This window comes from Mesorhizobium sp. LCM 4576 (genome assembly GCF_001854815.1).
Taxonomy (GTDB): domain Bacteria; phylum Pseudomonadota; class Alphaproteobacteria; order Rhizobiales; family Rhizobiaceae; genus Mesorhizobium; species Mesorhizobium plurifarium.
This window is the reverse complement of record NZ_MDDT01000057.1, coordinates 145,961-169,440: the sequence shown is the minus strand read 5'-3', so window position 1 is coordinate 169,440 and position 23,480 is coordinate 145,961. Positions and strand designations below refer to the sequence as shown.

The 23,480-nt window shown below is 65.0% G+C and carries 24 protein-coding genes; 7 read left to right on the top strand and 17 right to left on the bottom strand.

Annotation, left to right across the window (positions count from 1 at the left end):
* Window positions 1-33: 33 nt before the first annotated feature.
* The 3 genes from LCM4576_RS26560 to LCM4576_RS26550 all read right to left on the bottom strand — a co-directional run bounded on the left by LCM4576_RS26560 (window position 34) and on the right by LCM4576_RS26550 (window position 3,317).
* Window positions 34-426 carry an AtpZ/AtpI family protein gene (locus LCM4576_RS26560; protein ID WP_071035447.1) on the bottom strand — a complete coding sequence of 131 codons (393 nt, stop codon included), beginning with the start codon at window positions 424-426 and terminating at the stop codon, window positions 34-36.
* A 267-nt stretch (window positions 427-693) separates the two neighbouring features.
* The gene (locus tag LCM4576_RS26555) at window positions 694-1,875 is read right to left on the bottom strand and encodes a cell wall hydrolase (RefSeq protein ID WP_071035446.1); all 1,182 of its coding nucleotides are present in this window, start codon (window positions 1,873-1,875) and stop codon (window positions 694-696) included.
* 173 nt (window positions 1,876-2,048) lie between these two features.
* Complete coding sequence (locus LCM4576_RS26550; protein WP_071035445.1) at window positions 2,049-3,317, bottom strand: MFS transporter; 1,269 nt, start codon at window positions 3,315-3,317, stop codon at window positions 2,049-2,051.
* Between the two features lie 115 nt (window positions 3,318-3,432).
* Here LCM4576_RS26550 and LCM4576_RS26545 point away from each other — a divergent pair, with 115 nt between their 5' ends.
* Window positions 3,433-4,353: a LysR substrate-binding domain-containing protein gene (locus LCM4576_RS26545; RefSeq protein WP_071035882.1), complete on the top strand. Its 921-nt coding sequence runs from the start codon at window positions 3,433-3,435 to the stop codon at window positions 4,351-4,353.
* Window positions 4,354-4,609: 256 nt separating this feature from the next.
* Here the strand turns inward: LCM4576_RS26545 and der are convergent, their stop codons facing one another.
* The gene (gene der / locus LCM4576_RS26540) at window positions 4,610-6,037 is read right to left on the bottom strand and encodes a ribosome biogenesis GTPase Der (protein ID WP_071035444.1); all 1,428 of its coding nucleotides are present in this window, start codon (window positions 6,035-6,037) and stop codon (window positions 4,610-4,612) included.
* 6 nt (window positions 6,038-6,043) lie between these two features.
* On the bottom strand, window positions 6,044-6,709 hold the full coding sequence (locus LCM4576_RS26535; RefSeq protein WP_040990976.1) for a tetratricopeptide repeat protein: 666 nt from the start codon (window positions 6,707-6,709) through the stop codon (window positions 6,044-6,046).
* Between the two features lie 201 nt (window positions 6,710-6,910).
* Here LCM4576_RS26535 and LCM4576_RS26530 point away from each other — a divergent pair, with 201 nt between their 5' ends.
* Complete coding sequence (locus tag LCM4576_RS26530; protein ID WP_116398015.1) at window positions 6,911-7,963, top strand: polysaccharide deacetylase family protein; 1,053 nt, start codon at window positions 6,911-6,913, stop codon at window positions 7,961-7,963.
* A gap of 60 nt (window positions 7,964-8,023) precedes the next feature.
* Here LCM4576_RS26530 and sbmA read toward each other — a convergent pair whose 3' ends face one another.
* From sbmA to LCM4576_RS26515, 3 genes are all read right to left on the bottom strand, one after another.
* Window positions 8,024-9,301, bottom strand: a complete 1,278-nt coding sequence (gene sbmA, locus LCM4576_RS26525; RefSeq protein ID WP_071035442.1) for a peptide antibiotic transporter SbmA — start codon at window positions 9,299-9,301, stop codon at window positions 8,024-8,026.
* 122 nt (window positions 9,302-9,423) lie between these two features.
* Window positions 9,424-10,596, bottom strand: a complete 1,173-nt coding sequence (locus LCM4576_RS26520) for a YbfB/YjiJ family MFS transporter (RefSeq protein WP_244510930.1) — start codon at window positions 10,594-10,596, stop codon at window positions 9,424-9,426.
* Between the two features lie 82 nt (window positions 10,597-10,678).
* Window positions 10,679-10,879: a hypothetical protein gene (locus LCM4576_RS26515; protein ID WP_071035440.1), complete on the bottom strand. Its 201-nt coding sequence runs from the start codon at window positions 10,877-10,879 to the stop codon at window positions 10,679-10,681.
* 96 nt (window positions 10,880-10,975) lie between these two features.
* On the opposite strand from LCM4576_RS26515, the gene LCM4576_RS26510 reads away from it, so the two are divergent.
* The 3 genes from LCM4576_RS26510 (at window position 10,976) to LCM4576_RS26500 (ending at window position 13,646) form a co-directional block, all read left to right on the top strand.
* The gene (locus LCM4576_RS26510) at window positions 10,976-11,890 is read left to right on the top strand and encodes a LysR substrate-binding domain-containing protein (RefSeq protein ID WP_071035439.1); all 915 of its coding nucleotides are present in this window, start codon (window positions 10,976-10,978) and stop codon (window positions 11,888-11,890) included.
* Window positions 11,891-12,022: 132 nt separating this feature from the next.
* Window positions 12,023-13,279, top strand: a complete 1,257-nt coding sequence (locus LCM4576_RS26505) for an aminopeptidase (RefSeq protein WP_071035438.1) — start codon at window positions 12,023-12,025, stop codon at window positions 13,277-13,279.
* Between the two features lie 16 nt (window positions 13,280-13,295).
* Entirely contained in the window at window positions 13,296-13,646 is a 351-nt protein-coding gene (locus tag LCM4576_RS26500; RefSeq protein ID WP_071035437.1) for a DUF488 domain-containing protein, read from the top strand.
* Between the two features lie 211 nt (window positions 13,647-13,857).
* Here LCM4576_RS26500 and LCM4576_RS26495 read toward each other — a convergent pair whose 3' ends face one another.
* On the bottom strand, window positions 13,858-14,199 hold the full coding sequence (locus LCM4576_RS26495; protein WP_071035881.1) for an ArsC family reductase: 342 nt from the start codon (window positions 14,197-14,199) through the stop codon (window positions 13,858-13,860).
* A gap of 186 nt (window positions 14,200-14,385) precedes the next feature.
* Here LCM4576_RS26495 and LCM4576_RS26490 point away from each other — a divergent pair, with 186 nt between their 5' ends.
* Window positions 14,386-14,739: a helix-turn-helix transcriptional regulator gene (locus tag LCM4576_RS26490; RefSeq protein WP_071035436.1), complete on the top strand. Its 354-nt coding sequence runs from the start codon at window positions 14,386-14,388 to the stop codon at window positions 14,737-14,739.
* Window positions 14,736-15,215 (top strand): SRPBCC family protein, encoded by a 480-nt coding sequence (locus LCM4576_RS26485; RefSeq protein ID WP_071035435.1) that lies wholly within the window; start codon window positions 14,736-14,738, stop codon window positions 15,213-15,215. The genes LCM4576_RS26490 and LCM4576_RS26485 overlap by 4 nt, the downstream gene beginning before the upstream one ends.
* Window positions 15,216-15,311: 96 nt before the next feature.
* Here the strand turns inward: LCM4576_RS26485 and LCM4576_RS26480 are convergent, their stop codons facing one another.
* The 8 genes from LCM4576_RS26480 to LCM4576_RS26445 all read right to left on the bottom strand — a co-directional run bounded on the left by LCM4576_RS26480 (window position 15,312) and on the right by LCM4576_RS26445 (window position 23,429).
* A complete protein-coding gene (locus LCM4576_RS26480) occupies window positions 15,312-15,665 on the bottom strand; it encodes a nuclear transport factor 2 family protein (protein ID WP_071035434.1) in 354 nt (117 codons plus the stop codon).
* Window positions 15,666-15,752: 87 nt separating this feature from the next.
* A complete protein-coding gene (locus LCM4576_RS26475; RefSeq protein ID WP_071035433.1) occupies window positions 15,753-16,364 on the bottom strand; it encodes a 2'-5' RNA ligase family protein in 612 nt (203 codons plus the stop codon).
* Window positions 16,365-16,466: 102 nt separating this feature from the next.
* Entirely contained in the window at window positions 16,467-17,444 is a 978-nt protein-coding gene (locus LCM4576_RS26470; protein ID WP_071035432.1) for a 2-dehydropantoate 2-reductase, read from the bottom strand.
* Window positions 17,444-18,973 carry an acyl--CoA ligase gene (locus LCM4576_RS26465; RefSeq protein ID WP_071035431.1) on the bottom strand — a complete coding sequence of 510 codons (1,530 nt, stop codon included), beginning with the start codon at window positions 18,971-18,973 and terminating at the stop codon, window positions 17,444-17,446. The genes LCM4576_RS26470 and LCM4576_RS26465 overlap by 1 nt, the downstream gene beginning before the upstream one ends.
* A 50-nt stretch (window positions 18,974-19,023) precedes the next feature.
* Window positions 19,024-20,610 carry a gamma-glutamyltransferase gene (ggt, locus tag LCM4576_RS26460; RefSeq protein ID WP_071035430.1) on the bottom strand — a complete coding sequence of 529 codons (1,587 nt, stop codon included), beginning with the start codon at window positions 20,608-20,610 and terminating at the stop codon, window positions 19,024-19,026.
* A 22-nt stretch (window positions 20,611-20,632) separates the two neighbouring features.
* A complete protein-coding gene (locus LCM4576_RS26455; protein ID WP_040990946.1) occupies window positions 20,633-21,433 on the bottom strand; it encodes an ABC transporter permease in 801 nt (266 codons plus the stop codon).
* Window positions 21,430-22,353, bottom strand: a complete 924-nt coding sequence (locus LCM4576_RS26450) for an ABC transporter permease (protein WP_071035429.1) — start codon at window positions 22,351-22,353, stop codon at window positions 21,430-21,432. Before LCM4576_RS26450 ends, LCM4576_RS26455 begins: the two co-directional genes overlap by 4 nt.
* Window positions 22,350-23,429, bottom strand: a complete 1,080-nt coding sequence (locus LCM4576_RS26445) for an ABC transporter ATP-binding protein (RefSeq protein WP_071035880.1) — start codon at window positions 23,427-23,429, stop codon at window positions 22,350-22,352. Before LCM4576_RS26445 ends, LCM4576_RS26450 begins: the two co-directional genes overlap by 4 nt.
* Window positions 23,430-23,480 lie beyond the last annotated feature (51 nt).

The window sequence follows — 23,480 nt, the reverse complement described above, 5'->3', positions numbered from 1 at the left end:
TAAGTTCACTTCAGCGCCTTGCGGCGCCCCGCTTCATTCTTTCGGCTCGCGCGGCTTGCCGCCCTGGCCGAATTCGGATGCCAGTCCCGCCGAGCGCAGGACGTTGAGTATACCTGCGCCAAAGCCCAGCAACAGGCCGACGATCAGACCCCAAGGCGCTGTTCCCGCCAGGCGGTCGATGATCCAGCCCAAGCCGACACCGACCACCACTCCGGCGATGAACTCGCTGGACAGTTTCAGCGCCTGACCGTAACCGGTCRCAGCTTTCGCTTCGTCTTTCCCCTCGAGCCGGTCCGTGCGTCTCGTCGCAAGCGATGCTTCGAGATCGCGCCGGCGGCGCTCAAGTTCGTCGTCGCGGATGGTGGCTTCTGGCTGCCTGCCGCGGCCGGTTTCTCCGGTTCCGTCTGGCCCGGTTTTGTCGGCCATCGCAACCCCCCCTGCCCGGGCAGACGATTGCCGTCCGTCCGCTTCTAAAGTCGCCGGCAACATAGTTAGAGGGTCAGCCCCCGTCAAGCCACGGGCCGAACTTCGAAGCGATGTATTTTTCGCTGTTAAATCAACTAGTTACCAAGGTGCGACATCGTGCCCTTCACGGCCGCGTGAGGACTCGGTGCGAATCCGCGCGGCAAGGCGCGTCCGCCGGGGCACGCAGGCTGCCGGCAGACGGACAGGCGGAGGCGTCGTTTAAACGGCTCAGCTCCAGCCGCCGCCATAGGTGCGATAGAAGATATGCAGCCCGATCCTGGTCATGCGCTGCATGGCGCGCGCCCAGCCCGGGTGAACGTAATTGGCGTAGTAATGCGTCGACGAGCCGACCTCGGGAATGAAGATCTTGCCGGCGGTCACCGCCATGGCGACCTCCTGGGCAGTCTTGTAGGAAGCCTGGTCGGTGATGCTCTTCTTCCTGCCGTCACAGGCGAAGGAAAACTGGCAGCGGTTGAACCAGCTGTCGTTTTGGTAGACGACGCCGCAGATCGTCTTCGGATAAGCCGGGTTGCGGACGCGGTTGAGAATCACCTGCGCGACCGCCGCCTGACCACGCACCGGCTCGCTGCGTGCCTCGAAATAGATGCCCTTGGCCAGGCAGGCCTGCTCGGGCTTGGAAAAGACGCTCGCCGGCAAAGGATTCTGCAGCCAGGCGTGGTCRCCCTTGCCCATCGGCGGAATGAAGCGGCCGTCGTTCGGATCGTCCTGCAGCAGCGCCTCGAAGGGCGAGGCCTTGGCATAGTCGGGCGCGGACTGGGCATAGGCGGTGGCGAGGATGTCCGGCTTGTCGTTGTTGACGAGCGCGACAAGGGCGGCCGGCAGATCCGGATCCGGCCTCTTGTCCTCGCGCAGATGGAAGGCCTGGGCGATCTGGACTTCCTTGCCCTTGATGCCGGGCTTGGCGAAGGTGAGCTTCAGGCCGCTGTCCATCGCGGGACGCAGCAGCGAGGAGGTGCGCTCGAAAATCGAGCCGGCGCTGAAATTCTTGGGCGGTGCGACCGGCGAGACCTGGACGAGGCGGCCCTTCTTGTCGGCGCGCACGACGCGGTCCTCATCGGGCGTCGCGCCGGCGGCGTTGCCCTTGCCGCGGAAAGCGACGGTGCCGACGCCCGGCAGATTCACGCCGGAGCCGGAGATCGAGCCCGTGGCAGTGGAATCGACGAAAGGCATTTCGGCGGCATGCACCGAGCCGGCGGCGGATTTCTCGATATAGGCGTTCCAGCGGATGTTGGACGATTCCAGGCCGGAGATAAGGCTTGCCATATCCTGATAGGCGACGACCGACGGAAAGCCGATCCAAATGCCGAGCCCGAGCACCAAAGGAGGTAGGAAGGAACGCTTTTTCGCAACGGCGGCGGCGGCAAGCCGCATTGAAACGCGTCGATGCACGGAACTCTCCAGAACGCTACTGACCCCGGAGAGCCAAAATGAAGCATTAACCTTGATGCCGGGTTAACGACATCGATCATGTTCTTTTCATGTTTGAGGAAAGCCGGCTTGCAATTTTCACGGCGGGCCGATGAAGAATCAGGTCCTGGGCGGGTGCATCGGCTTTGGCTGGATCAGGCCTGGCGCAGGAAGATCGGCCAGGCGAGCGCCGCGCAGACTGCGGCCGCGAGCCACACGCCCGGCCATGCGAAGGCCACCAAAATCCACGGGATGGCGATTGGCACCAGGCAAAAGCCGATGAACACGAAACTGTTGGCGAGGCTGAGCGCGGTGCCGACATGGCCGGCGCCGGCAAGCGTGGCAAGCTCGGTATAGGCGACGCCGTGCCAGGCCGAGACGGATATGCCGGCGACCACGACCATCAGCGGAAGYAGCGGCAAGAGTAATGGCGCGCCGGCGGCGCCGATCACCAGCAGCCACAACACCAGGAAGGCAAATGCGCTCAACGCGCTGCAGAGCTTCAGGAATGGGCGGCGGTTGCCGTGGCGGTCGGTGAAGCGCCCGCTCCAGACGCGCATCACCATGGCGCCGGTCTGCACGGCGGCGAGGCTGGCGCTGGTCACAAAGGTGCCCATGCCGGCGAAGTCGTGCAGGAAGACCGAGGCGAAGGTCAGCACCGCGACCTGCGGGAAGCAGAGCAGGCCTATTGCCGTCGAGATGCGCCACACCTCGATGTTGCGTAGCGGCGCCGGGCCGCTTGCGGCGGTGGCGGCGTGACCGCCGCTTCCCGCCGGCGGTTCGTGCAGCCAACGCCAGGCGAACCAGGCCGCGAGCGCGGAGACGGCGGCAAGCAGGCCGAAGACCGCGGCGAAGCCCAGGGCCAGCGCCAGGGAAGGCAGGACAAGCGCGCCCAGTCCGCCGCCGAGCGGCACCGCCGTCTGCCTGATGYTCATGGCAAAGCCGCGCTCGCCCTCGCCGAACCAGCCCATGATGGCGCGGCCGCTGGAGCCGTTGACGCTGCCGCCGAGCAGGCCGGCGACGAGCAGGCTTGCCGAGAGCAGCGCGACGCCGGGAACGRCTGTTTTCGTCGGTACGACGAGCATTGCCATGATGAATAGCCAGGCCGCAGTGGCGCCAAGCCCTGTCAGGAGCACGCGGCGGTCGCCCCAGCGGTCGGTGAGCACGCCCCAGGGCAATTCGCTCAGCGCCACGCCGAGGCCGAGCAGCCCGAGCGCCAAACCGAGCGAGGCGTTGTCGAGGTGGTAGCCCTGGCGCATCGCCACAGCGGTCGCCGGAATGCCGGAGAAGGTGGCGGAGAAGCCGGCATTGGCGGCGACGCCGATGCCCAGCACCTTCCAGCGATGATTGGGGCCGAAGGCGTGGCGGGCGCCGGCACGCGCATCAGGCGACTGACAGTCGTTTCGTGTGACGATAGCGGACATGGTTCCGTTCCCGTGACGGCCGGCTGGCGGCTTGACGGGCAGGATGTAGCGCCATAGCTTAATCCATAAAATCAGGAAGTTTTTGAGCGATAATCCTGAAAATCAGGACAATCTCATGCGCCGCGTCACGTTCGATCTCGATGTCCTCAGAACCTTCGTCACCGGCATGGAACTGGGCAGCTTCGCCAAGGCGGCCGAACGGCTCGGGCGCTCGACGTCCGCCGTCAGCGCGCAATTGAAGAAGCTCGAAGAGCAGGCGGATACGCCGATCTTCCGCAAGGCGGGGCGCGGCCTGGCATTGACTGAAGCCGGCGAGACGATGCTTAGCTATGCGCGGCGGCTGATCGAGCTCAACGACGAGGCTGCCTCCGCCATCCGCGACGTCGAGCTGGAAGGCTGGGTGCGGCTCGGCCTGCAGGAGGATTTCGGCGAGGCCGTGCTGCCGGACGTGCTCGGCCGCTTCGCCCGCRCCCATCCCAAGGTCCGCATCGAAGCGCGAATCGGACGCAGCCATGACCTGGCCGAGCGCGTCCTGTCAGGCAATCTCGATATCGCGCTCGCCTGGCATGACGGCACGAGCCTGCCCTACAGCCGGCATGTCGCCGACGTGCCGGCGCACTGGATCGGCCCGGCCAAGCCGATCGAGGCAGGTCGGCCCAATGGCGAGCCGCTGCCGCTGGTGGTGTTCGAGGCGCCCTGCCTGTTGCGTACTGTCGCGACGGAAACGCTTGACCGCGCAGGCATGCCCTGGCGCATGGCTTTCTCAAGCCCCARCCTCGGCGGCATCTGGGCGGCGGTGGCGGCGGGACTGGGTCTCACGATCCGCACCGATATCGGCCTGCCGGCCAATGTCAGGGCGATCGCGCCGGGCGTGCTCGGGCTGCCGGCGTTGCCGATGATGGCGCTGCACCTGCACCAGAAGGACGCCGAGCTCGACCCGGTGGCGGCGCGGCTGGCGGAGATTCTCTTGCAGGCGGCGCTGGAGACGCTGCCGGAGGGGGCGCGGACCGGCGATGGGCTGCGAGAGGTCGCTTAGGCTTTCTGACAAGCAGGGCGGGAGCAAGGGAGCCAGCGTCGCGTTCCGTCACACCCCCCTCTGTCCTGCCGGACATCTCCCCCGCAAGGGGGGAGATTGGATGTCGCGACCGCTTTCGCCAATTGCCGACGTTGCAGGACGAGCGCCGTCAGTGGGGCGCTGATCTCCCCCCTTGCGGGGGAGATGCCCGGCAGGGCAGAGGGGGGTGCTGTCCCGCCAGCGTTGCGAGAGTTTTACCCCGCGACAGAGATAACGGTCACCGCTTCTTCGCCCGACCCGCAAACGGATTGTCCGACGTGCGCAGCGCCATGCGGATCGGTACGCCGGGCATGTCGAAGGCTTCGCGCAGGCTGTTGGTCAGGTAGCGGACATAGGATTGCGGCATCGCGTCCGGGCGCGAGCAGGAGACGACGAAGCCCGGCGGCCGGGTCTTGGCTTGTGTAACGTATTTGATCTTCAGCCGGCGGCCGGCAACGGCGGGCGGCGGGTGATGCGCCAGGATGCCTTCCAGCCAGCGGTTGAGCTTGCCGGTGGAGACGCGGCTGTTCCACACCCTGTGCGCCTTGATGACGCTTTCCATCAGCTTGTCGAGGCCGCGCCCGGTCTCGGCCGAGACCGTCACCGCCTGGATGCCGCGCACCTGCKGCAAGAGCCGCCCGGTCTTCTCGCGCAGCTCGGCCAGCAATTCCTGCGGGTTGTCGATCAGGTCCCATTTGTTGAAGGCGATCACCGGCGCCCTGCCCTCGCGGATGATGAGGTCGGCGATCTGCAGGTCCTGCTTCTCGAAGGGAATGGTGGCGTCGAGCACGATGATGACGATCTCCGCGAAGCGGATGGCGCGCAGGCCGTCCTGCACCGAGAGCTTCTCGAGCTTCTCCTGCACCTTCGACTTGCGCCGCATGCCGGCGGTGTCGAAGAGCTTGATGCGGCGGCCGCRCCAGTCCCAGTCGACCGAGATCGAATCGCGCGTGATGCCCGCTTCCGGGCCGGTGAGCAGCCGCTCCTCGCCGATCAGCGCGTTGATCAGCGTCGACTTGCCGGCGTTGGGGCGGCCGACGACGGCGATGCGCAGCGGCTTGGTGTCGTCATAGGCGGGCTCGACGTCCGGGTCGGCGATGTCCTCGCCGATCAGCACCTCGCTGGCGGCGATCTCATCGCTGTCGTCTTCATCCTCGCCGAGCGCGCGCTCTTCGCCCAAGGCTTCGACCACCGCGTCGCGCAGGTCGGGCATGCCCTGGCCGTGCTCGGCCGAGACGGGGATCGGCTCGCCGAGGCCGAGCTCCCAGGCTTCCAGCAGTCCCCCTTGAGCGCCGCGCGCCTCGGCCTTGTTGGCGACCAGCACCACCGGCTTGCCGGATTTGCGCACCACCTCGGCGAAGGTGCGGTCGTCGGGCATCAGGCCGGATTTGGCGTCGACCGTGAAGAAGATGAGGTCGGCCTCGCGGATGGCGATCTCGGTCTGCTGGCGCATGCGGCCGGGCAGTGTCGAGGCGGCCGCGTCCTCGAAGCCGGCGGTGTCGATGACGTCGAAATGGAGATCGTAGAGTTTTGCGGCATGCACGCGGCGGTCGCGCGTCACGCCCGGCGTGTCGTCGACAAGCGCCAGCTTCTTTCCGACCAGMCGATTGAAAAGAGTCGATTTGCCGACGTTAGGCCGGCCGATGATGGCGACTTTGAACGACATCCAAGATCACGACGCGTTGCCCGACCCGCGGATCAGCTCGGACATCAGYTGCGCCCGCTGGCGCACATTGCGCGGGGCGGCGTCGTCCGAGGAGATCTGGTCGAACAGTTTGAGCGCGTCGGCCGACTTGCCGTCCTTCCAGGCGGCAAGGCCGAGCGCCTCGCGCGCCGAATGGCGCAGCGGATTGGTGTCGGCGGTCAGTGCCTCGATGCGGCTGGAGACATCGGCGTAAGAGCCGTGGTCGACGAGCAGCAGCGCTGCCCTCAGCCGCGCGATGTCGCGGATGCCGGCGGGAATGGCGTTGTCGGCGGCGACCTCGTCGAAATCCTTGACCGCGCCGTCGACGTCGCCCTTGTCGGCCTTGACCGTCGCGGCGCGCATGCGTGCGAGCAGCGGATAAGCGCCGTAGCCGTCCTTCTCCAGTTGGTCGAGCGCGGCGATCGCTTCGTCGTTCTTGCCGTCATTGGCGAGCTTGAGGGCCTGCGAGAAGGCATCGCCTGAACGGTTGGCGCGGCTCTCGTCCCAATAGCGATAGCCGACGACGGCCGCCGTTCCCAGCACGATCAGGATGGCGAGGCCGAGAATGGCCGGACCAAAACGATCCCACAGCGCCTGCGCCTGCTCGCGACGAATCTCTTCGTTGACTTCGCGGATAAAACTGTCGTCCGACATCAATCAAAACCATTGCTGCCCCGGAAGGGGGCGCTTCTTGAGCCCCGCGTTTTAGCGAAATTTTGTCGGCATGGAAGGGGGCGGGCTGGAAAATCGGCGCRCAGTCCCCGCTGCCTCAAAGCCTTCCCGGATCGTACCGGTGCCACAATTGAGCGATAGCCGGCTTCGGATCGRCAGGATAGATCCTCCCAAAGGTTGCCAATGCTTCGTTCGTACCGCGTCCTTGCATTCAGTCTCGCCTCGCTCGCCTCAGCCAATGCGGCCTTCGCCGATCCGCCGAGATCGCTAGCCGCCTCGCCGRCCAAACCCAAGCAGGTCGTGCTGATCTCTTTCGACGCCGCCCGCGAGATCTCGCAATGGCAGCGGAGCCGGGCGCTGGCAAAGCGCACGGGCGCGCATTTCACCTATTTCCTGTCCTGCGTCTTCCTGCTCTCGCCGGAGACGCGGCAGGACTATGCCGGCCCCGGCAAGGCCGCCGGCAAATCCAATGTCGGCTTCGGCGCCTCGAAACAGGATGTCGCGGACCGGCTCGAGCAGATCCGGCTGGCGGCGGCCGAAGGCCACGACATCGGCAGCCATGCCTGCGGCCATTTCGACGGCAAGGACTGGAGCAAGGCGGACTGGCTTGCCGAATTCGCGTCCGCGCGGCGCATCTTCGAAAACGCCTATGCGATCAACGGCATCCCGGAACCGGCCGGCTGGCGCGATTTTGCCCGCCATGCCGTGACCGGTTTCCGCGCGCCATACCTTTCGACCGGCAAGGCGCTTTACGAAGCGCTGCCCGAGGCGGGCTTCCAATATGACGCGAGCGGCGTTTCGAACGGCCCGGAGTTGCCCCCGACCCGGAACGGCATAGTCCRCTTCGCCCTGCCGCTCATTCCGGAGGGGCCGAAGGCGAAGCCGGTGGTCGCCATGGACTACAATCTCTATGTCCGCCATTCAGACGGCGCCGAGCAACCGGCGATGGCGGGCGAATTCACCGAGCGCGCCTATCAGGCCTTCCACGCCGCCTTCGAGGCTGAGTACAACGGCAAGCGCCTGCCGCTGGAGCTCGGCTTCCACTTCACGCTGATGAACAACGGTGCCTATTGGGACGCGCTGGAGCGGTTCGCCGACGAGGTCTGCGTGAAAGCCGATGTCGAGTGCATCAGTTTTCGCGATTATGTCGCGCGGCAGCGCGCCGGACGTGCGCAGGCGGCTGAGCCGCGCCCCAAAGCGCGTCGCGATCTTTCAGAGTCGCTCCATGCGCTTTAGGTTCTTGATCTTACGCACGTCTTGATCCCGAAACCGGTTCCCACATTCGGGCAACAGGCTTCAACTTACCGGCTGATCTTCGGGGCGCATGCCAGCCCGCTCGCGTTCCAGATAATGCTGATCGATAGCCGGCAGTTGTTCGCCTTGCAGCGTCGCCTCGAAGGCACGCAAACGTTTATGCACCGACTGCAGTTCGACGATCGTCGACCACGAATTCAACAGGAACTGCAGCGAATTCGTCACCTTGCCGAACGCGTTCGAGATCTGGTTCAGCGCGCCGAACGTGATCTTGTGCGCGACCAGCGAAGGCCCGAGGATCAGCAGCGAGAAGATGTTGTCCGCCTGCAGGTAGGTGTAACGGACAACGTTGAAATAGATGTAGTGGAAATAGAGCTTGAAATAATTGCGGCGGACATTGGTGAACAATTGTGTCGTCGTTGCCGGCTGAGCCCRGTCGGGATGATCTTCGCCRTAGACGAGTTCCTTGCGATAGGCTGCCTCGACACGCTGGTTGCGGAACTGCAGGCCCGGCAGCTTGAGACCCGCCACCATGACGGAAATCGTTCCGAACAGACACCAGCCCAAAGCGGCAACGACCAGCGGTTGCGGAACGGCGCCGATGATCGGCAATTCAGTGATGTGAGCCTGCAGCTGAATCAGGACCGGCAGAAAGGCGATCAGGGTCATGATCGACTGAACGAAGGTCGAGCCCAAATCCTCCATGATCTGCGAGAAACGCATCGTGTCTTCCTGGATACGCTGCGARGCGCCCTCGATGTGGCGCAGCCGGCCCCAATTGGCCATGAAGTAATCGTTCATCGCGGTGCGCCAGCGGAAGATCCAGTGGCTGACGATGAAGGCATTGACCACCTGCACGTTCATGCCGACCAGCGCMAGCCAGGAGAAATCGGCCAACCCCTTGTAGAATTCCGTGTTGGTCGAGGGAGTCGTTCCCGACATCAGGCCCTGAACGTAGTCGAAGAACGGGCCATACCAATTGTTGACCGCAACCGAGACCTGAACGTTGAAGTAGATGAAGAACAGGATGACGGCGGTCATCAGGATCGACCAGTTCTGCCACGGGTGCGGGGCGTACCAGCTCCAGAAGGCGTAGAAGATCACCACGCAGGCCGCGAAGTAGAGGTAGAACCACAGGAACGGCTTCGACCACAGCACCGCGATGCCGATGATGGGCGGCGTGCCGGCCGCTGCCGGCGGYAGGCCGAAGACGGCGCCCAACTGCTCGCCGCCGAAGAACCAGAACAGGATAGCGGCGAGGCTCCAGACGGCGGCCGAGGTGAAGAAGAGCTTCGGCTGCGGGAAGAAGGATACGAACACTGTGGCGGGTTTCCTCGGTCTGACCGCAAATCAGCGGCGTTGCTGTTCGGCGGGCATAAGGTCACACATTAGGGGGAAAGAAAATGCCCTGCCCGATGCCCGGCACCGAACAAGGCCGCAAATCATGGCGATTTTGGCGCGGCCGACCAGGCAATGACGCCGGAGGCGAGCAGCGCGGCCGCCGCCATGATCGAGGCCAGCGTATAATTGCCCGAGGACTGGGCGAGCAGGCCGGCGGCGATCGGGCCGACGATCTGGCCGAGCCCGAAGGCGGCCGTCATCACCGCGAAGATGCGGCGCGGCGCCCGCGGCGCGAGCTGCCTGCCTATCTGTATGCCCAGTGCCGTGATGGCGATGAAGGTGCCGCCGAGCAGGACGCCGGCAATCAGCGGTCCGGCGGCGCCCTTGACGGCGACGCTGGCGGTGACGCCGACCACCTCGATCAGGCAGGTCGCCGCGTAAGCGGCGTAGAGCCCGATACGGCCGGCAAGCTTCTGCCAGAACCAGGTCGAGGGAAATCCGGCAAGGCCGGCGACCATCCAGACGATGGCCTCGAAGACCCGCCCGCCGCCGCCCTGGCGCACGATGGCGACCAGGAAGGTGGCCGTCACCACATAGCCGAAGCCGAACAGCCCGTAGGCAACGATCATTTTCGCCAGCGACCTGTCCTTCGGCAACGCCGGCTCGGGGYCACCAACGCCATTGGCCGGCGTGGTCGAGCCGGCGAGCAGCATGACGACGATGAGGYCGATCGCCGAAAGCGCTCCGGACCATAGCCAGCCGGCGGCCCAATCCGCGTGTTCGGAGACGAGGATCGCGAGCAGCGCGGAGGAGACGGCGATGCCGACGCCGACGCCGCCGAAATGCAGCGCTTGCAAATCGCCGCGGCYGGCCTCCGCCAGATGGCTGAAGACGATCGAGGCCATGAACACCATGACGAAGGCGCTGGCGAGGCCGGCGAGGAAGCGGATGAGGAGGAATGCGGCCATCGTCTCGTTGAGCCCCATGAGGCCCGCGAGCACGGCGGTGGCCGCAAGGCCGGCGAACATCAGCAGACGCTCGCGCCCGTGTGCCCAGTCGCCGGCCGCGGCAAACGCGCCGATGAGGTAGCCGAGATAATTGGCGGAAGCGATCCAGCCGGCATCGGCCGGCGTCAAGTGCAGCCCTTCCATCATGCCCGGCAGGATCGGCGTGTAAACGAAGCGGCCGATGCCTTGGGCGACGGCGAGCGCGACCATGCCGGCGAGAGCAAGACGCAGTKGGGCAAGACGCTGGAGAGATGGCGAGGCGTTCATTGCGGCGCACAATAAGTGTGCGCTGCGGCGAAACAATGCGTTTGCGTTGGGCCAGCGCGACCCCGTCCTGAGCTGCGTAGCCTCAGAGACGGGTCGGCCTCGCGGTCTCATAAGCCGTGCGGCGCGCCGTCAGCCGGAAGGGCATGTCGCCGAGCTCGCGCTCGGACATGGTGTCGAGCACCGGATGCGACAGCGGATCGGTGACCCAGCGCGCGATCTCGCCGTCATCGCGCGGCCTCGCCTCGGCGCCGGAAAGCCCTTTCAGCAAAGATAAAATCTTCATGGGCCACCTCATGGCTCAAGGCTGTTCTTGTTAAATTCTGCCCTTTCCTGTCGGGTTTCAATTGAGATTTCGATCCATGCGCTTTAGAAAAACTGAATGGCAATGCTCAATCGCGTCCACCTCAATGGCTTGCGCGCCGTGGAAACCGTCGCCCGGCTGGGATCGCTGGCGGCAGCGGCGGCAGAGCTAAGCGTCTCGGTCAGCGCCGTCAGCCAGCAGGTCAAGCGCACCGAGAAGCAGCTCGGACAGGCGCTGTTCGAACGCACGCCGGGCGGGCTCGTGCCAACCGAGTTCGGCGCCGCCTTCACGGCACGGCTCAGCGCCGRCTTCCGCGAGCTCGCGCAAGCGGTGGCGCTGGCCGACGAGGCCAACGAGTGCACGCTGGTCGTCTCGGTGGCGCCGGCCTTCGCCTCGAAATGGCTGCTGCCCAGGCTGTCGCGGCATTTCGCGCGGCATCCGAACGTGCTTTTGCGCATCGACGCCTCGGCCAGGGTCGCCGATCTCGATCGGTCCGACATCGATATCGCCATCCGGCTCGGCGACGGCAAATGGCCGGGCGACCGCGCCGAGCTTCTGCTTGCCCAGGAAGTGTTTCCGGTCTGCGCGCCCTCGATCGCGGCCAGGCTGAAATCGATCGGCGATCTGGCGCAGACCTGCGCCATCACCGACGAGCGGGCGATGTTCAGCTGGGACGGCTGGTTCGAGGCGGCCGGCGTCGAGCCGGTCACCTTCCAGAAGGGGGCGCGCTTCACCGATCCGATGCTTTGCCTGGAATCGGCGATCGCCGGTCATGGCGTGATGCTTGCCTGGCAGTTGCTGACGGCCGACGCGCTGGCCGACGGGCGGCTGGTCGCGCCGTTCGGCGTGCGCGCGCAGAGTGGGCTGGGCTACTGGCTGGTGACGTCGGCGACCAAGAGCGAAAGCCGCAAGGTGCGCGACTTCAAAGCCTGGATCCGCGAGGAGATCGAAACGACCATGGCGCAGTTCCGGGCGCTCGACAGCGCTGCCTGAGTTCGTTTGAGCATGATCTTTTCCGAAAACCGCTACACACTTTTCGGGATCAGGCTCAGTCGATCGCGGTGGAAAGGCCAACCGCAGCGGTCTATGTAAGAACCAGGACTCCAACAAACGGCAGGCAGGACCATGACCACACATTCGCGCGGCGTTTCGGCAACCATCGACCCGGTGAAGCTCGACAGGCTGGCGGAAGTCGCCGTCAAGGTCGGGCTGCAGCTGCAGCCCGGRCAGGACCTGGTGCTGACGTCATCGATCGCGGCGCTGCCGCTGACCCGCCGCATCGTCGAGCACGCCTACAAGGCCGGCGCCGGGCTGGTGACGCCGATCTTCAACGACGACGAGATCACGCTGGCGCGCTTCCGCTATGGCGCCGATGCCGGCTTCGACCGCGCCRCCGGCTGGCTCTACGAAGGCATGGCGAAGGCCTTCTCGAACAATGCCGCCCGGCTTGCGGTGCGCGGCGAGGACCCGTCGCTGCTCTCGTCACAGGATCCGGCCAAGGTGGCGCGCGCCAACAAGGCGAACTCGATGGCCTACCAGCCGGCGCTGGAGAAGATCACCGGCTTCGACATCAACTGGAACATCGTCGCCTATCCCGACCTTGCCTGGGCCAAACAGGTGTTTCCGGGTGACCCGGACGACGTCGCGGTGGTGAAGCTCGCCGACGCCATCTTCTCGGCCTCACGCGTCGATGTCGAGGACCCGATCAGCAACTGGAAGGCGCACAACGCCGCCTTGGCCGAGCGCACGAAGTGGCTCAACGAGCACAATTTCCATGCGCTGCATTTCACCGGTCCGGGCACCGACCTGACCGTCGGGCTGGCGGATGGCCATGAATGGATGGGCGGCGCCTCGACGGCGAAGAACGGCATCACCTGCAACCCCAATATCCCGACCGAGGAGGTCTTCACTACGCCGCACGCAAGACGTGTCGAGGGCCACGTCTCTTCGACCAAGCCGCTCTCCTATCAGGGCACGCTGATCGATGAGATCTCGGTGCGCTTCGAAGGCGGGCGGATCGTCGAGGCCAAGGCTTCGAAGGGCGAGGACGTGCTGAAGAAGGTGCTCGACACCGACGAGGGCGCACGGCGTCTCGGCGAAGTGGCGCTGGTGCCGCATTCCTCGCCGATTTCGAAGAGTGGGCTGCTGTTCTTCAACACGCTGTTCGACGAGAACGCCGCCTGCCACATCGCGCTCGGGCAGTGCTATTCGAAATGCTTCGTCAACGGCGCCTCGCTCAGCCAGGACGAGATCGCCGAGCGCGGCGGCAATAAGAGCTTCATCCACATCGACTGGATGATCGGCTCGGACGGGATCGACATCGATGGCGTGGCCAAGGACGGCAGCCGCGTGCCGGTGATGCGTAAGGGCGAGTGGGCGTAACAGCCAAGGAGGCGGAATGGCCTTCGACATAGCAGTGAAGCGCATTTATGAGCCGCCGGCGAAAGCCGACGGCCAGCGCGTGCTGGTCGATCGCCTCTGGCCGCGCGGCGTCAGCAAGAAGGACGCCGAATTGACGCTGTGGCTGAAGGAGATCGCGCCGAGCGACGAGCTGCGCAAATGGTTCGGGCACGAGCCGGAGCGCTGGGCGGAGTTCCAGAAGCGATACCGGGCGGAGCTTGACGCGAATGGCGAAGCGGTGGCGCAGCTGCGTGATCTGTTGCGCGAAGGCAAGGTGACGCTGCTCTACGGCGCGCATGACGAAGCGCACAACAATGCGGTGGCGCTGGCGGGGTATTTGCGGACGTAACGTTGAGATGCCGGCGGGACAGCGCCCCCCTCTGTCCTGCCGGACATCTCCCCCACTTGGGGGGGAGATTGGCAGCTTTGGCGCTGGCGCCCATCCTGCAACATCGGACATTGGCGAAAGCCGGCGCGAGGGCTGATCTCCCCCCTTGTGGGGGAGATGTCCGGCAGGACAGAGGGGGGCGCGAAGGAACGCGGCTTATGAAGATCGAATCTTACTTTCCGCCGACCGCCTCCTCGTAAACCTCCGGCTTGAAGCCCACCAAAATCCGCTCCCCCACCTCCAGCACCGGCCGCTTGATCATTGTGGGCCTGGCGAGCATCAGCTTCTTTGCCTTCTTCTCATCCAGCCCAGCCTTGTCCGCCTCCGGCAGCTCGCGAAACGTGGTGCTGCCCTTGTTGAGCAGCTTTTCCCAGCCGACCTTGCCGACCCAATCGTTCAGCTTCCCGGCCTCGATCCCCTCTGCCCGGTAGTCGTGAAAACGATAGGGCACGTTATGGCTCTCCAGCCAGACGCGCGCCTTCTTGATCGTGTCGCAGGTGGTGATGCCGAACATGGTGATGGTCAATTGGGGCCTCTGTCGGATGGGTTTCGAATCCGGTGGAAGYCTAGGCCGGCCCCACAAGCTTTGCCAGCGCCTTGCGCCGGGTGCGATTTTGGCCCTTGCCAATACTAAGGTTTTTTCCTAAATATTTTTGGGCAACAATTGCCCGACCGCCAGGYGGTCTCGGAAGGAACAGCCATGAGCCTGCAGACAGCAAGCCAGAATCCACTGCCCGTCGACGGCATTTTTCGCGCGCTGGCCGATCCGACACGCAGGCGTGTGGTGGAGCGGTTGAACAGAAGCCCGGCTTCGGTCAGCGAGCTGGCGGAGCCCTTCGGCATGGCGCTTCCCTCCTTCGTCGAGCACCTCAAGGTGCTGGAAGGTTGCGGGCTGGTGCAGTCGCAAAAGGCCGGGCGCGTCAGAACCTACAGCCTTTCGCCCGAACCGCTGAAGCTTGCGGAAAACTGGCTCGCCGAACAGCGCGCGCTGTGGGAGCGCCGGCTCGACCAGTTCGACACCTATGTGATGAACCTCAAGGAGAGTGAAAAGTGAGCTATCCGTTCAAGCCGAACCCGAAACTGGACCTGACGCTGGAGCGCTTCCTCGACGCGCCGCGCGAGTTGCTGTGGCGCGCCTGGACGCGGCCGGAGCATGTCAAGCAGTGGTTCACGCCGAAGCCGTGGGTCATCACCGATTGCGAGATCGACCTCAGGCCTGGAGGCCTGTTCCGCACGCGCATGCAATCGCCCGACGGCAAGGAGGTCAATGACCGTCACTGCTGCTATCTGGAAATCGTGCCGAACGAGCGGCTGGTGTGGACCGACGCGCTGCTGCCGGGCTACCGGCCGTCCGGCGAGCCCTTCATCACCGCTGTCATCGCGCTGACGCCCGAGGRCAAAGGCACGCGCTACACCGCCACCGCCATCCACCGCGACGAGGCGACGCGCAACAGCCATGAGGAGATGGGGTTCTTCGACGGCTGGGGCACGGTCGCCGACCAGTTGGCGGACTATGTGAAGACGATCTGAGAAGCGGGCATGGCGGCTTGGGTATCATCCGAGGCCGCCATGCCTGATTGCTAGATCATGCTGCGAAGGGCGTTCGCAGCCCAAGGCCAGCAAGCCTCAGTAGTAGAACCGCTCTTCGCTGATCTTGCCGTTCTTGACCGTGTAGAGGCCTACCTCATCCATCTTGACGCGTTCGCCGGTCGATTTGGGCGTTATGTCAAAGCTGAAGCGCAGCGCGAACTGGTCGCCATTGACGTAGGGACCCTCGACCGAACCGCCGTGAACCTCGTGGTTGGCTTCCCACCATTYGCCCTTCTGCTTGACGGCTTCCTTGCCGTTGCACACGGCCATCGGGCCTTCCATGGCTTCGTAGCTGACGATGTCATCGGCATTGTATTTCGCGGCGGCGGTGTGGCTGTCGCCCTTCCTGAGGAGTTCGGTGAAATCCTTGGCAATTTCCGCAGTGGTCATGATTTCCTCCCGGTTTGGACAAGAGATCAGATAGGGACCGATCGTTCGCCTGCCAGCGATGCGCCGCTCCGCAGGTGACAATTCGTGTCAGGATGGCGCGGCCATCAGCGGCCAGCGGCTCAAATTCTTGTAGATCGTCAGGCCGCGCAGGCTGTGAATGAGGACAAACTCCCTTGCTACAAAGCCGATTGGATCGATCGGCTGCCTGGGGACGAATTTCTCGTCATAGGCAAGCGTCATATGCGGGACAAAATGATCCGCCGACTTGAGACCGTTTGCCTTCATCGCAATGCCAATCCGCCGGCTGAGTTCGCGGACCGGCCCATCGTCCGCCAAAAGCACAAACGGACGCGATGGCGGTCTGCCTTTTGCCGCCGGGCGCCCCGGAAAACTTACGGCATGGCGAAATGTGACTTCAAACGCCGGCATTTCAACCAACCGGCCAGCTCGCTTTGCCGCGAATTCGATTTTCGATCGAAGCCTTTTGTAGTCACCGACATGCTGTTGACTGACGTGAAATCGCTCTTTCAGTAGCAGCGGCCCAGTTATCCCATTGAGATCGCAGAGATGTGTCTGCAGCGACCAAAACGCGGCACGATCCTTGGCCTGCAAAAATAGCGCGAAGAATACCCGGTCGGGCCGCTTCGGCTGCAGTGGAGGAATCGGGATCCCGAAATCAAACTCTTGCTGCCGAGACATCCGTACTCGTTCGGCTGAGAACGCTCCTGTTTAAGCTCGTAACAAGAACAAAACAGGAACATTGGCAAGAGTCAAGGGCGGGCGATCTTCACGTCTATGAAGTCAATAACACCCGCGCTCGATCGCCAGCCGGCGCACCAGCGCCAGCACGGTGTCGATGGTCGGCGTCGGCTGGCCGGTCAGGCGGCCGAGCTCCTGCACGGCCGTGACCAGCGCGTCGATCTCCATCGGGCGGCCGCGCTCGAGGTCCTGCAGCATCGAGGTCTTGTGCTCGCCGACATCGCCGGCGCCCTTGATGCGCCGGTCGACGGGGATGAGGAAACGCACGCCGAGGCGCTCGCCGATCGCCTGCGCTTCCAGCATCATGGCGCGGGCGGTGGCGCGCGTGCCTTCGTCGGCGACGATGGCCGCGAGCGTGCTGCCGGTCAGGGCCGAGATCGGGTTGAAGGAGAGGTTGCCCCAGAGCTTCACCCAGATTTCCGAGCGGATGTCCTCGCGCACCGGCGCCTGYAGCCCGGCCTTGACCATTTCGCGGGCAAGCGCGGTCACTCGCTCGCTCTTCTCGCCGGACGGCTCGCCCAGCGAAAAGCGCGTTCCCTCGACATGCCGGATCAGACCGGGCGCGTCGACCTCCACGGCCGGATAGACGACGGAGCCGATGACGCGCTGCGGGCCGATGCGCTCCCAGATCGCACCACCTGGATCGACCGCGTCGAGCCGCGTGCCCTCGAGCGCGCCGCCGGCCCCGTAAAAATACCACCATGGCACGCCGTTCTGCATGGTGACGACGGYGGTGTCCGGCCCGAGCAGCGGTGCTATCTGGTCAAGCGCAGGCCCGACCGAATGCGCCTTCAGCGCCAGCACGACATAGTCCTGCACGCCGAGTTCATCGGCGCGGGCAGCGGCGCGGACCACGCCAACCGTTTCCTTGCCGTCCTCGATCAGGCGAAGGCCGTCGGCCTTGATCGCCTCCAGATGCGCGCCGCGCGCCACTACCGAAAGATCGACATTGCCGGCGATCGCCAGCTTGGCGGCAAGATAGYCGCCGATGGCGCCAGCGCCAAAGACTGCAATGCGCATCAGCCGAGCCCGAGTTTTGCCGCGAGACCGATGCGCTGCAGCTTGCCGGTGGCGCCCTTCGGGATTTCATCGAGGATCACCACCTTGCGCGGCACCTTGAAGTCGGCGAGCCGGGTCGACGCAAAGCCGCGGATGTCGGCCTCGCTGGCGCTCTGGCCTTCGCGCAGCACGACTGCGGACGCGACCTCTTCACCCAGCTTGTCATGCGGCATGGCGAAGGTGACGACCTGCGCCACCGCCGGATGATCCATCAGCACGTCGTCGACCTCGAGCGGCGAGATCTTTTCACCGCCGCGATTGATGATCTCCTTCAGCCGGCCGGTGACGCGCAGGTAGCTGTCCTCGTCGAGCACGCCCTGGTCGCCGGTGTGGAACCAGCCATGGGCGAAGGCGCTGGCATTGGCGTCCGGGTTCCTTTCGTAGCCGGCGGTGACGTTGGGGCCGCGAATGACGATCTCGCCGATCTCGCCGGCCTTGAGCAGCCGCCCGTCCGGCGCCATGACGGCGACTTCCGGTCCGGCCGACGCGCCGACGCTGCCTGGCTTGCGCAGTCCGGGCGGCAGGCGGTTGGACGCCATCTGATGCGCGGCCTCGGTCATGCCATAGGCCTCGATCACCGGGCAGCCGAAGGTCTTCTCCAACTCGGCCATGACCTGCGCCGGCAATGACGCCGAGGAAGAGCGGATGAAGCRCAGCTTCGCCCCGGCAAGCTGTTCCGGATTGCGCGCGGCACGCGGCAGGATCGCCTGGTGCATGGTGGGCACCGCGGTGTACCAGCTGGGTTTGGCCTCTGAGAGCCACTGGAAGAAACGCAGCGCATTGAAACCCGGCGTGCAGAAGACGCTGCCGCCGGCGGCGAGCGAGGACAGCACCGCGGCGATCAGGCCGTGGATATGAAACAGCGGCATGATGTTGAGGCAGCGGTCGGCCGGCGTCAGGCCGAGCGTCGCCCCTATATGGGCTGCCGAGGCGGCGAGGTTGGCGTGGCTGAGCGGCACCAGTTTCGGACGCGAGGTGGTGCCGGATGTGTGCAGAAGAAGTGCGACATCGCCATCGGCGGCCAGACCGGATGCGATCGGCGATCCGACCGGATCGCCCTCAATCGTGAAGGCGCCGGCCGGCGCGCCTTCCGGCACCACCAGCCGCAGCACGGGGATGCCGAGGCGCCCGGCGACTTCGACCGAAGGGCCCTGCTCGTCCTTGCCGACGAGGATCGCCTTGACGCCGATATCGCTCAGATAGAAATCGAGCTCGTCGACCCGGTAGGCCGGATTGAGCGGCGCGGTGGACGCGGCGGCCGCCACGGCGATGAAAGCCGTGGCCATCTCCGGGCCGTTGGGCAGCACGATGGCGACCCGATCGCCACGGCCGATGCCCAGCGCGTTCAAGCGCGCCACGGTATCGCCGATCAGGCGGCGCAGTCCGCCATGCGAGAGGGCCGTTCGCTCGGGCGCGGCGATGGCCGGCGCGTTGTCGGCTCCGGGTGCAAGGCGATGGGCAAGATCGGTGGCGTTTTCGCTGTTTGTCATGGTTCCAGACTATGTTTCGAACGATCGGCCGATGTCCAGCAAAGGCCTTCTCAATATCCGAGCGCCAGGCCGTCCTTGCGCGGATCGGAAGCGCCGGTCAGCGTGCCCYTTTCCCAATCGATGAGCACCGCCTGCCCGCCGCCCAGCGGATGACCGGACTCGACCACCTGATGGCCAAGCCGACGCAGACCTTCGATCGCATCGGCGCGCACGCTTCGCTCGGCCTCGACGACGTCGTGGTTGTAGAACACCCGCGCCGCGTCGATCGCCTGCTGCGGGTCCATGCCGAAGTCGATCATGTTGGTCAAAAGATGCACATGCCCGAAGGGCTGGTAGCCGCCGCCCATGACGCCGAAGGGCATCATGGCGCGGCCATCCTTCGTCATCATGCCCGRCATGATCGTGTGCATCGGCCGCTTGCCGGGTGCAATTGCATTCGGGTGCTTCGGATCGAGGCAGAAGCTGGAACCACGGTTCTGCAGCACGACACCGGTCCTGGGGCCGACGACACCGCTGCCGAAGGAATAATAGGTCGAGTTGATGAAGCTCACCGCGTTGCGGTCGCGGTCGACGACGCTGATATAGACCGTGTCGCTGCCCGGAAGATCGAGACGCGGCAGATGCGTCATGGCGCGCTCGGAGTCTATTGCGGCGCGCAAGCTGTCGGCATAGGCGCTGGAAAGCAGCGCCTTGACCGGCACGTCGACATGATCCTGGTCGGCGACATACGCATCGCGGTCCTGGTAGGCCAGACGCCCTGCCTCGATCTCGAGGTGCAGGCGGGCGGCGCCGCCCGGATCGAGCTTGCCCAACTGGAAGCCCGAAAGCAGGTTCAGCATCAAAAGCGCGGTCAGGCCCTGGTTGTTGGGCGGCATCTGGTGGATGTCGTAGCCGCGATAGGCGGTGYCGACCGGGGTCCGGTAGTCGCCCTTGGTGGCGGCGAAATCGTCGAGCGTGTGCAGGCCGCCGAGCGCGCGCAGGCGGCCGACGAGGTCCTCCGCGACCGCGCCTTCATAGAAACCGGCGCGGCTTTTTTTCGCGATGACGCGCAAGGTCTCCGCCAGCTCCGGCTGGCGGTGGATGTCGCCCGGCTTTGGGGGCTTGCCGCCCGGCAGGAAGATGCGCGTCGCCACCTCGTCGGCCGACAGGTCGGTCTCGGGATCTTCCCAGTCGAAGGCGACACGATCGTGCACGACATAGCCTTCTTGAGCGTAACGGATGGCTGGAGCGAGCGCATCGGCCAAGCCCTTGCGGCCATGGTCTTCCAACAGCCGGCACCAGGCGTCGACGGCGCCGGGAACCGTAACCGCGTGCGGGCCCTGCTTCGGCAGTTCGCTGAATCCCTTGTCCTGGTACCAGTCGACGGTCGCGGCGGCGGGTGCGCGGCCGGAGCCGTTGAAGGCGATCACCTCGCCCTGCCCTTTCGGACAATAGAGCACAAAGCAGTCGCCGCCGATGCCGGTCGATTGCGGTTCGACCACGGCCTGCACCGCGGCCGCGCAAACCGCGGCGTCCATGGCGTTGCCGCCGGAGCGCAGCATGTCGATAGCGGCAAGCGTCGACAACGGATGBGAGGTCGCGGCCATCGCTTCGGTGGCGCGGGCCGGCGAGCGGCCGGGAAACTGGAAGTCACGCATGCTGGTTTTGGTATCCCTGAACTCAACGTCCGCGGCCGAAAAGCTGGGCGGCGGACAACAAAACGATCGATAGCACGATCAGGCAAGTCGAAATGGCGGCGATCGTCGGATCGATCTGATCGCGCAGCGCATTGAACATGCGGCGCGTCAGCGTCGTGGTCTCGCCGCCGGAGATGAACAGCGACACCACCACCTCGTCGAAGGAGGTGATGAAGGCGAACAGCGCGCCCGAGACGATCGAGAATCTTATTTGCGGCATCGTCACCTGGAAGAAGGCGGAGAAGCGCCCGGCGCCGAGGCTGCGCGCCACCATCTCCTGGTTCATGTCGTAGGACCTTAGCCCCGAAAGCACGGTCAGCACGACCAGCGGCAACGCCTGCACCGTATGCGCGATGACGAGGCCGGTCAGCGTGTTGTTGAGGCCGATGCGGGCATAGAGAAAGAAGGTGCCGATACCGATCAGGATGACCGGGATTATCAGCGATGCCGTGAGCAGCGCGTTGATGACGCCCGTCAGCCGCAGCGTGCGGGCATTGATGGCGTAGGCCGCRGCGGTGCCGAGCAGCGTTGCGACGACCGCCGTCATCACCGCAACCTTGACCGAGACGATGGTGGCGTCGCGCCATTCGAGCGAGCCGAAATAGGCTTCATACCAGCGCAACGACCATTCCTGYGGCGGGAACTGCAAGAGCGACGAGCCGGAGAAGGACATGATGACGATGATCACTGACGGGGCGATCAGGAACAGCATGACGAGGCCGCCGAGCGCGTAAAGCCAAAGGCGTTGCCGATGCGAGATGGGCAGGGCGTTTTCCATGCTCATCGCCGGCTCCAGACTCCGGTTGCGCGGGCGCCGAGCAGCCGGTGGAACAGGCCGAGCAGCGCCAGCGTGACGGCGAGCAGCACGACGCCGAGCGCCGCCCCCGCGCCCCAGTTGGAATAGAGGCTTGTGGTCTGTTCCATGCGCATCGCCCACATGATGACCTTGCCGCCGCCCATCAGTGCCGGCGTGACGAAGAAGCCGAGGCAGAGCACGAAGACGATGACCACGCCCGAGGCTAAGCCCGGCAGCGACAGCGGCAGGAATATCTGCCGGAAGGTGGCCGAGGGGCTGGCGCCGAGATTCATGGCGGCGCGCAGGCAGTCGGTGTCGATGCTCTTCATAGACGCATAAAGCGGYAGCACCAGGAAGGGCAGCATGATGTGGGTCATGCCGATGACGACGCCGGCGAAATTGTTGGCGAGCGGCAGCGGCTGGGAGATGACGCCGAGATCCATCAACCACGTGTTCACCAGCCCTTTGCGCTGCAGGATGACCAGCCAGGCATAGGTGCGCACCAGCACCGAGGTCCAGAACGGCAGGATGACGAAGATCAGGCAGACCCCGGCGGCGCGGCGCGGCAGCTGCGACAGCATATAGGCCAGCGGATAGCCGAACAGCACGCAGGCGCCGGTGACCACGAAGGCCACCTTGAAAGTGGTGACGAAGGTCTTGATGTAAGAGGCCTGCTCGAAGAAGCGGGCATAGTTGGAAGCGCTGAGCTGACCGGTCTCGTCGAACAGCGAAAGCCAGAACAGCCAGCCGATCGGCACGATGATGACGGCGAAGACCAGCAACAGCCCGGGCGACAGAAGCGCGAGCGTGCCATGCGATTCCCGCCGGGCATCGGCGCGCAAGGCATCGGCATTGAGCGCCCCACCGGACCGACCGGCATGATCGAGGCTGGCGGATGCGACACTCATTGGTCGGCCACCAGCACGACATCCTGCGCATCGATGCCGAGCGTGATCGGCTCGCCCGGCGATGGCAGTCTTGCCAGCACGTCGGAACGGCAATAGTCGCGCAAAATCACCTGCCGGCCGTCCTTGAGCGTCGCGTAGCAGACGAAGCTGTCGCCCTGATAGATCAGGTCGCCGACCGTTGCCGGCAGGGTATTGACGTCGCCCGCGGGTTCGCCGGCGATCACGCGCAGCTTCTCCGGCCGCACCACCATCAAATGCCGGCCRGCAGACGGCATCGGATCCTTCATGCGCAGCTTGCCGCCTTCGTGCCAGACGCCGCTATTGCGGCATTCGACCGGAATGAAGCTGGATTCGCCGATGAAGCCGGCGACGAATTTGGTCCTGGGCCTGGCGTAGAGAACTTCCGGCTGGTCGATCTGCTCGATGCGCCCGGCATTCATGACGGCGATGCGGTCCGACATGGTGATCGCCTCGCGCTGGTCGTGCGTGACGTAGACGGTGGTCATGCCCAGCCTTCGGTGCAAATTGCGCAATTCGATCTGCATGTGCTCGCGCAGGCTCTTGTCGAGCGCCGACAGCGGCTCGTCCATCAAGACGATGCGCGGCTCGAAGACGATGGCGCGGGCCAAAGCCACACGCTGGCGCTGGCCGCCGGAGAGCTGGTCGACGCGGCGCTCGCCGAGACCCTTCAGTTGGACGAGGTCCAGCGCCCTCTCGACACGTTCGGCCGTTTCAGCAGCCGATACGCGGCGCTGCTTCAGCGGAAAGGCGATGTTGTGGAAGACGTTCATATGYGGGAACAGCGCATAGTTCTGGAACACCATGCCGATGTTTCGCTTGTGCGGCGGCATGGTGATGATCTCCTCGCCGCCGACCTTGATGGAACCGGCATTGGCCCGAACGAAGCCGGCCAGGATCATCAGCAGCGTCGTCTTTCCCGAGCCCGACGGCCCGAGCAGCGTCAGGAACTCCCCTGCCGCGACATCGAGGCCAAGATCATGCAGCACCGACAGGCCGCCGAAGCGTTTCTCGATGCYGCTGATGCCGATGGGAAGCGCGGACGGCGCGACAGACAAGAGCATCTCCTTCAACTCCGGATCATTTTTCGCGAAACGATGCGGAGCGGC

What these genes read in the sequence shown, in the direction of transcription:
- LCM4576_RS26500 (WP_071035437.1), top strand. Translation starts at nt 13,296, where the DNA reads ATGGCCTTCGACATAGCAGTGAAGCGCATTTATGAGCCGCCGGCGAAA.
- LCM4576_RS26495 (WP_071035881.1), bottom strand. Translation starts at nt 14,199, where the DNA reads ATGTTCGGCATCACCACCTGCGACACGATCAAGAAGGCGCGCGTCTGG.
- LCM4576_RS26515 (WP_071035440.1), bottom strand. Translation starts at nt 10,879, where the DNA reads ATGAAGATTTTATCTTTGCTGAAAGGGCTTTCCGGCGCCGAGGCGAGG.
- LCM4576_RS26475 (WP_071035433.1), bottom strand. Translation starts at nt 16,364, where the DNA reads ATGTCTCGGCAGCAAGAGTTTGATTTCGGGATCCCGATTCCTCCACTG.
- LCM4576_RS26490 (WP_071035436.1), top strand. Translation starts at nt 14,386, where the DNA reads ATGAGCCTGCAGACAGCAAGCCAGAATCCACTGCCCGTCGACGGCATT.